Here is a 4,644-nt window from a genome sequence, read left to right as displayed (position 1 = left end):
TCGTCCTGCGCCGCCAGGGCCTCGCCGCCGAGCGCGCCGCCGCGGCCGAGCGGGCCACAGAGGCTGAGCGGGCCACAGAGCCCACGGAGGCCCTTCAGAGCAGCGCCGGCACCGCGGCCGACGCCGGCCCGGCTGCCGGAGCCGTGGCCGCCGCGAAGGACGTACGCGGTGCTGCCGAGGCGCGCGACGCCGCGGAGGCCGAGCGGTGACAGCCGCTGCCCGGGTGCTCCGGCTTCTCGGAGCGCGGGGCGAGACGCTCGCCGTCGCCGAATCGTTGACGGGCGGCCTGGTGGCCGCCGGCCTGACCTCCGTACCCGGCGCCTCCCGGTCCTTCCGTGGATCGGTGACGGCATACGCCACCCCCGTGAAACGGGATGTCCTGGGCGTCGACGAGAGCCTTCTGGCGGAGCGCGGCGCCGTGGACCCCGATGTCGCGCTGCAGATGGCGGTCGGTGTGCGCCGGGTCCTCGACGCGGACTGGGGCGTCTCCACCACGGGGGTCGCGGGACCGGAACCACAGGACGGGCAGCCGGTCGGCACGGTCTACGTCGCCGTGGCCGGACCCTCCGGCATCGAGAAAGTGACGGCTCTGCGGTTGAATGGTGAGAGGGCGGATATCCGTAGTGAGAGTGTGCGAGGGGCCCTCGAACTGCTCGCAGGCGAACTCGGTGAGAATGCGCGGGCACAGGATACGGAACAGAACGGGGGGAATTGATGTTTGCAGCCCTGAGTGAACACGACATCGCTCCCCGCACGGCCGCAGCACAAGGCGGTACGGTAGGGCGTGAAGGATGCGGCTACGCGGTCCGAGGAGGGAGCCACCGATGATTCTGCTCCGTCGCCTGCTGGGTGACGTGCTGCGTCGGCAGCGCCAGCGCCAAGGCCGTACTCTGCGCGAAGTCTCCTCGTCCGCCCGGGTCTCGCTCGGTTATCTGTCCGAGGTGGAGCGGGGGCAGAAGGAGGCATCCTCCGAGCTGCTCTCCGCGATTTGCGACGCGCTTGACGTACGGATGTCCGAGCTCATGCGTGAAGTGAGCGACGAGCTCTCGCTCGCTGAGCTGGCCGAGTCGGCAGCTGCCGGTGATCCGGTCCCAGTGCCGGTTCGTCCCATGCTCAACTCCGTCTCCGTCTCGTCGGTCGCAGGTGTGCCGTCGGGCCGGGTGACCATCAAGGCGCCCGCGGAAGCGGTGGACGTCGTCGCCGCCTGATCCACGTGGCACAGTTGCTCGACCGGAGTCCCGGCCGACCCCGACAGGGGTCGGCCGGGACTTTCGCGTGGGAGGTCGAAGTCGACGTGACCGCCGAACCTTCCGTGTGGCCCGTGAGTCGCGTGCGCCTCACAGGGGGTGTGAGCCTTCGACGGGTGGGCACACGCAGGACAAGGCTCGCGTGACCGTTTTGCTTCATATGTGCCATCGTGGGTGATGCACCGAGACGGTCAGCGAAGCGGCTGACGGATGGGAGTAGCGCATATGTCTGTGGTCAAGAGCACGTTGTCCGAGAGTGACCTCAAGGTCGTGGGAACGGCGCTGCAGGGCGCTCTGGTCGACCTCGTCGACCTCTCCCTGGTGGCCAAGCAGGTCCATTGGAACGTGGTCGGTCCACGCTTCCGCTCCGTGCACCTTCAGCTCGACGACGTCGTCGTCACGGCCCGGCAGCACTCCGACACGGTCGCCGAGCGCGCCTCGGCCGTCGGGGTCAATCCGGACGGGCGCTCCGGCACGGTGGCCAAGGAGACCGCGATCGCGTCCGTGCCCGAGGGCTGGATCAAGGACACCGACGCCGTGCGGATCCTGGTGGACGCGCTGGGCGTGGTCATCGGCCGGATGCGGGAGCGCATCGAGGCGACCGACGAGCCGGACCCGATCACCCAGGACCTGCTGATCGGGCTGACAGCGGAGCTCGAGAAGCATGCCTGGATGTTCCAGGCGGAAAGCGCCTGACCGGCGCGCGACATGCGTCCGAGCGAAAGGGAGCGACATCGTGAGTGGTGACAGCGCCATGGACAAGCTCAAGGGCAAGGGCAAGGAAGCGGTCGGCAAGCTGACCGGCGACCGCCGCAAGGAGTCCGAAGGCAAGGCCGACCAGGCCAAGGGCCGGGCCAAGGGCGCGGTGGACGAGGCCGGCGACCGCGCGAAGGGCGTCAAGGACTCCCTCCGCAGGGACGACGACAGGTAGTTTCCCGCGGCAGCAGGGCCCCGTTGGGGCCGTCAGAGCCTCGTGAGTGCCCCCGCCGTTTCGGTGGGGGCACTCCTGTGTGGGTGACTCCTCGGCCGGGCGTTCTGGATGCACCGCCGCCGCTACCAGGGGAAACTGCCGGAAAGGACGTCGGCCGCGGGAGGCAGCGATGAAACGGCGATGGGTGCCGGCGCTGGTCCTCGGCGGGCTGTGGTGGTGGGCGGTGCTCCGGCTGGTGCTGCGTCCGGAACAGGCGGGGCTGGTGGAGGGGGCGGTGGCGGCGGGTGGCTGGGGGTTGAGCCTGTTGCCGGTCCATGTCGCGTCGGTCGTGCCGGTGAACCCGTTGGGGCGGTGGGGTCGGTCGGGTCTGCTCGGCCGGTTGGGCTCGTTGGGTTCGTTGAGGCCGTTCACGGGACGGCGGTCTACCAGGGCATGGCGACGCCGCCGTTCGGCCGGAGAATCTGACCGGTCATGAAGGCCGAGGCGTCAGAGGCCAGGTGCAGCACGGTGTGTGCGACGTCCTCCGGTTCGCCTACCCGGCCCAGCGGGGAGATCCGGGCCATCGTCGCCTCCGTCCGGCGCCGGCCCGCGGCGTCGTGCCGGTCGGTCATGGGCGTACGGATCCAGCCGGGCGCGACGGCGTTCACCCGTATGGCGTGGGGCCCCAGCTCGGTGGCGAGCGTCTTGGTGAGCTGCACCACGGCGGCCTTCGCGACGCTGTAGCAGAGCAGGCCCGCGCTCGCGGAGTCCACGGCGCCGGACGCCATGGTGATCAGCGAGCCGGGGGCGGCGCGGGCCGTCATGGAGCGGGCCACTTCCTGGCAGGCGTGCAGCACTCCTTTGAAGTTGACGGCCAGGACTCGGTCCAGATCCTCGTCCGCCGTCTCCAGCACGCTGCTGGAGTGCATGATCCCGGCCGAGGCGACCAGTACGTCGAGGCGCCCGGCCGCGCCGACGGCCTGACGGACCTGGTCACGGTCGGTCACGTCGAGGGGATGGGTCAGGGCGCGGCCGCCCGCGTCGGTGATCAGGTCGTACGTCCGGCGCAGCCCCGTCTCGTCGCGGTCCGCGCAGTGCACCGTCGCCCCGGCCTCCGCGAGCAGCAGGGCGCTCGCCCGCCCGATGCCGCTCGCCGCGCCGGTGACGAACGCGGCGCGGCCCGTGAGGTCGTACGCGGAGAGAGGCATGACGGGACCGTACGACCGTATCTGACGAGGCGTCAACTAGGGTGTCGGTCCTGATTGGCAGCCGGGACACCAGTAGGCGGGCCGGTCGTCCTGGTCGGCGAGACGGATCGGGGTCCCGCAGCGCAGACAGGGGCGACGGGCCCGCCCGTAGACGTACAGCCGCTCCTGTACGCGAACGGGCGGCCGGGCCGGGCCGGCCGCCCGGGCACGCGGGCGCTCGGTCCCGGCTCCGGCTCCGGCCTCGACTCCGGCTCCGGCCTCCGGCCCGGGGGGCGGTGGGGTGCGGAGTTCGGAGGTGATCGTCGTGGTGCGGGTGGGGCGGTCGCGGTTGGCTTGCAGCAGCCGCTCGGCGAGCGTGACGAGCCGGGGGAGCACGCCGTCGGGGAGGGCGCCCACAGGGAGCCAAGGCGTGACGCGGGCCAGGAAGCACAGCTCGCACTTGTAGACATTGCCGATGCCCGCCAGGTTGCGCTGGTCCAGGAGCGCCTCGCCGAGAGGGCGCTCCGGCGCGGCGAGCAGTCGGTGCAGGGCCAGGCCGGGATCCCAGTCGGGGCCCAGCAGATCCGGGCCCAGATGGCCCACGGCGCGGTCCTCCTCGCTGGTGCGCAGCAGCTCGAGCACCGGGAGCCGGTAGCCGACCGCGGTGTGCTCCGCGTTGGCGAGGATCGCGCGGATCTGATGTCCCGGGCCGCCCCGCCAGCGTTCGTCCGGGGCGTACACCCGCCAGGCGCCGTCCATCCGGAGGTGGCTGTGCAAGGTCAGTCCGCCCTCGACGCGGGTCAGCAGGTGCTTGCCGCGCGCGGTGACGTCCAGGACGGTCCGGCCGGAGAGGTCGGCGGTGGCGAAACGGGGGACGCGCAGGTCCGACCGGGTCAGCACTTGCCCGGCCAGAGCCTCGTGGAGCCGGGCGGCGGTCTGGAGGACGGTGTCTCCTTCGGGCATGCCTCCATGATGGGCGCTCAGGGGCATGCGTGCGTGCGCCGGTCTGTCCGGGGCCGCCGTCGGTCCGGGCGGCCGAGGGGCAGGGTGGCGTTCGCCGGGCTCGGGGCGGGCCGGGGTGGCCTCCCGGATCATCGGCCCCTCGGATCATCGGCCCCTCGGATCAGGCGCGCAGGCGCAGACCTCTCGGGGTGGCGAGGAACCCGGCAGCTTCCAGCGTCCGGCCCAGCGGCGAGGTGAGGGAGGAGACGCCGTTCGTCCGCTCCACCGTCACCGTGCCCAGGGCGCCGCCGCGGGCCGAGGCGGCCAGGGCCCCGGCCGCCGCCCGCAGGGCCGGGGC

7 protein-coding genes and 1 pseudogene are annotated in these 4,644 nt (G+C 72.2%); 6 read left to right on the top strand and 2 right to left on the bottom strand.

Annotation, left to right across the window (positions count from 1 at the left end):
• From CR470_RS35900 to CR470_RS40950, 6 genes and pseudogenes are all read left to right on the top strand, one after another.
• Positions 1-209, top strand: a pseudogene (locus tag CR470_RS35900) (CDP-diacylglycerol--glycerol-3-phosphate 3-phosphatidyltransferase); the annotation flags it as partial.
• Complete coding sequence (locus CR470_RS35895) at positions 206-715, top strand: CinA family protein (protein ID WP_097871771.1); 510 nt, start codon at positions 206-208, stop codon at positions 713-715. The pseudogene CR470_RS35900 and the gene CR470_RS35895, both read left to right, overlap by 4 nt.
• A 109-nt stretch (positions 716-824) precedes the next feature.
• The gene (locus CR470_RS35890) at positions 825-1,208 is read left to right on the top strand and encodes a helix-turn-helix domain-containing protein (RefSeq protein WP_097871769.1); all 384 of its coding nucleotides are present in this window, start codon (positions 825-827) and stop codon (positions 1,206-1,208) included.
• Positions 1,209-1,472: 264 nt separating this feature from the next.
• The gene (locus CR470_RS35885; RefSeq protein WP_032794264.1) at positions 1,473-1,943 is read left to right on the top strand and encodes a Dps family protein; all 471 of its coding nucleotides are present in this window, start codon (positions 1,473-1,475) and stop codon (positions 1,941-1,943) included.
• 58 nt (positions 1,944-2,001) lie between these two features.
• Positions 2,002-2,178 (top strand): CsbD family protein, encoded by a 177-nt coding sequence (locus CR470_RS35880; protein ID WP_097871767.1) that lies wholly within the window; start codon positions 2,002-2,004, stop codon positions 2,176-2,178.
• Positions 2,179-2,347: 169 nt separating this feature from the next.
• On the top strand, positions 2,348-2,653 hold the full coding sequence (locus CR470_RS40950; RefSeq protein WP_097871765.1) for a hypothetical protein: 306 nt from the start codon (positions 2,348-2,350) through the stop codon (positions 2,651-2,653).
• On the opposite strand, the gene CR470_RS35870 is transcribed toward CR470_RS40950, so the two are convergent.
• Both CR470_RS35870 and CR470_RS35865 read right to left on the bottom strand, forming a co-directional pair.
• Positions 2,601-3,365, bottom strand: coding sequence for an SDR family NAD(P)-dependent oxidoreductase (locus CR470_RS35870; RefSeq protein WP_097871763.1), 765 nt, complete (start codon positions 3,363-3,365; stop codon positions 2,601-2,603). The two genes, CR470_RS40950 and CR470_RS35870, sit on opposite strands and share 53 nt — an antisense overlap.
• Positions 3,366-3,401: 36 nt before the next feature.
• On the bottom strand, positions 3,402-4,307 hold the full coding sequence (locus CR470_RS35865) for an Fpg/Nei family DNA glycosylase (RefSeq protein ID WP_097871761.1): 906 nt from the start codon (positions 4,305-4,307) through the stop codon (positions 3,402-3,404).
• Positions 4,308-4,644: the final 337 nt, after the last annotated feature.

Source organism: Streptomyces sp. rh34, assembly GCF_002551245.1.
GTDB lineage: Bacteria > Actinomycetota > Actinomycetes > Streptomycetales > Streptomycetaceae > Streptomyces.
Note: the sequence above shows the minus strand (reverse complement) of the source record. Positions and strands in the feature narration are given on the sequence as shown.

What these genes read in the sequence shown, in the direction of transcription:
- CR470_RS35885 (WP_032794264.1), top strand. Translation starts at nt 1,473, where the DNA reads ATGTCTGTGGTCAAGAGCACGTTGTCCGAGAGTGACCTCAAGGTCGTG.
- CR470_RS35865 (WP_097871761.1), bottom strand. Translation starts at nt 4,307, where the DNA reads ATGCCCGAAGGAGACACCGTCCTCCAGACCGCCGCCCGGCTCCACGAG.
- CR470_RS35870 (WP_097871763.1), bottom strand. Translation starts at nt 3,365, where the DNA reads ATGCCTCTCTCCGCGTACGACCTCACGGGCCGCGCCGCGTTCGTCACC.
- CR470_RS40950 (WP_097871765.1), top strand. Translation starts at nt 2,348, where the DNA reads ATGAAACGGCGATGGGTGCCGGCGCTGGTCCTCGGCGGGCTGTGGTGG.
- CR470_RS35880 (WP_097871767.1), top strand. Translation starts at nt 2,002, where the DNA reads ATGGACAAGCTCAAGGGCAAGGGCAAGGAAGCGGTCGGCAAGCTGACC.
- CR470_RS35890 (WP_097871769.1), top strand. Translation starts at nt 825, where the DNA reads ATGATTCTGCTCCGTCGCCTGCTGGGTGACGTGCTGCGTCGGCAGCGC.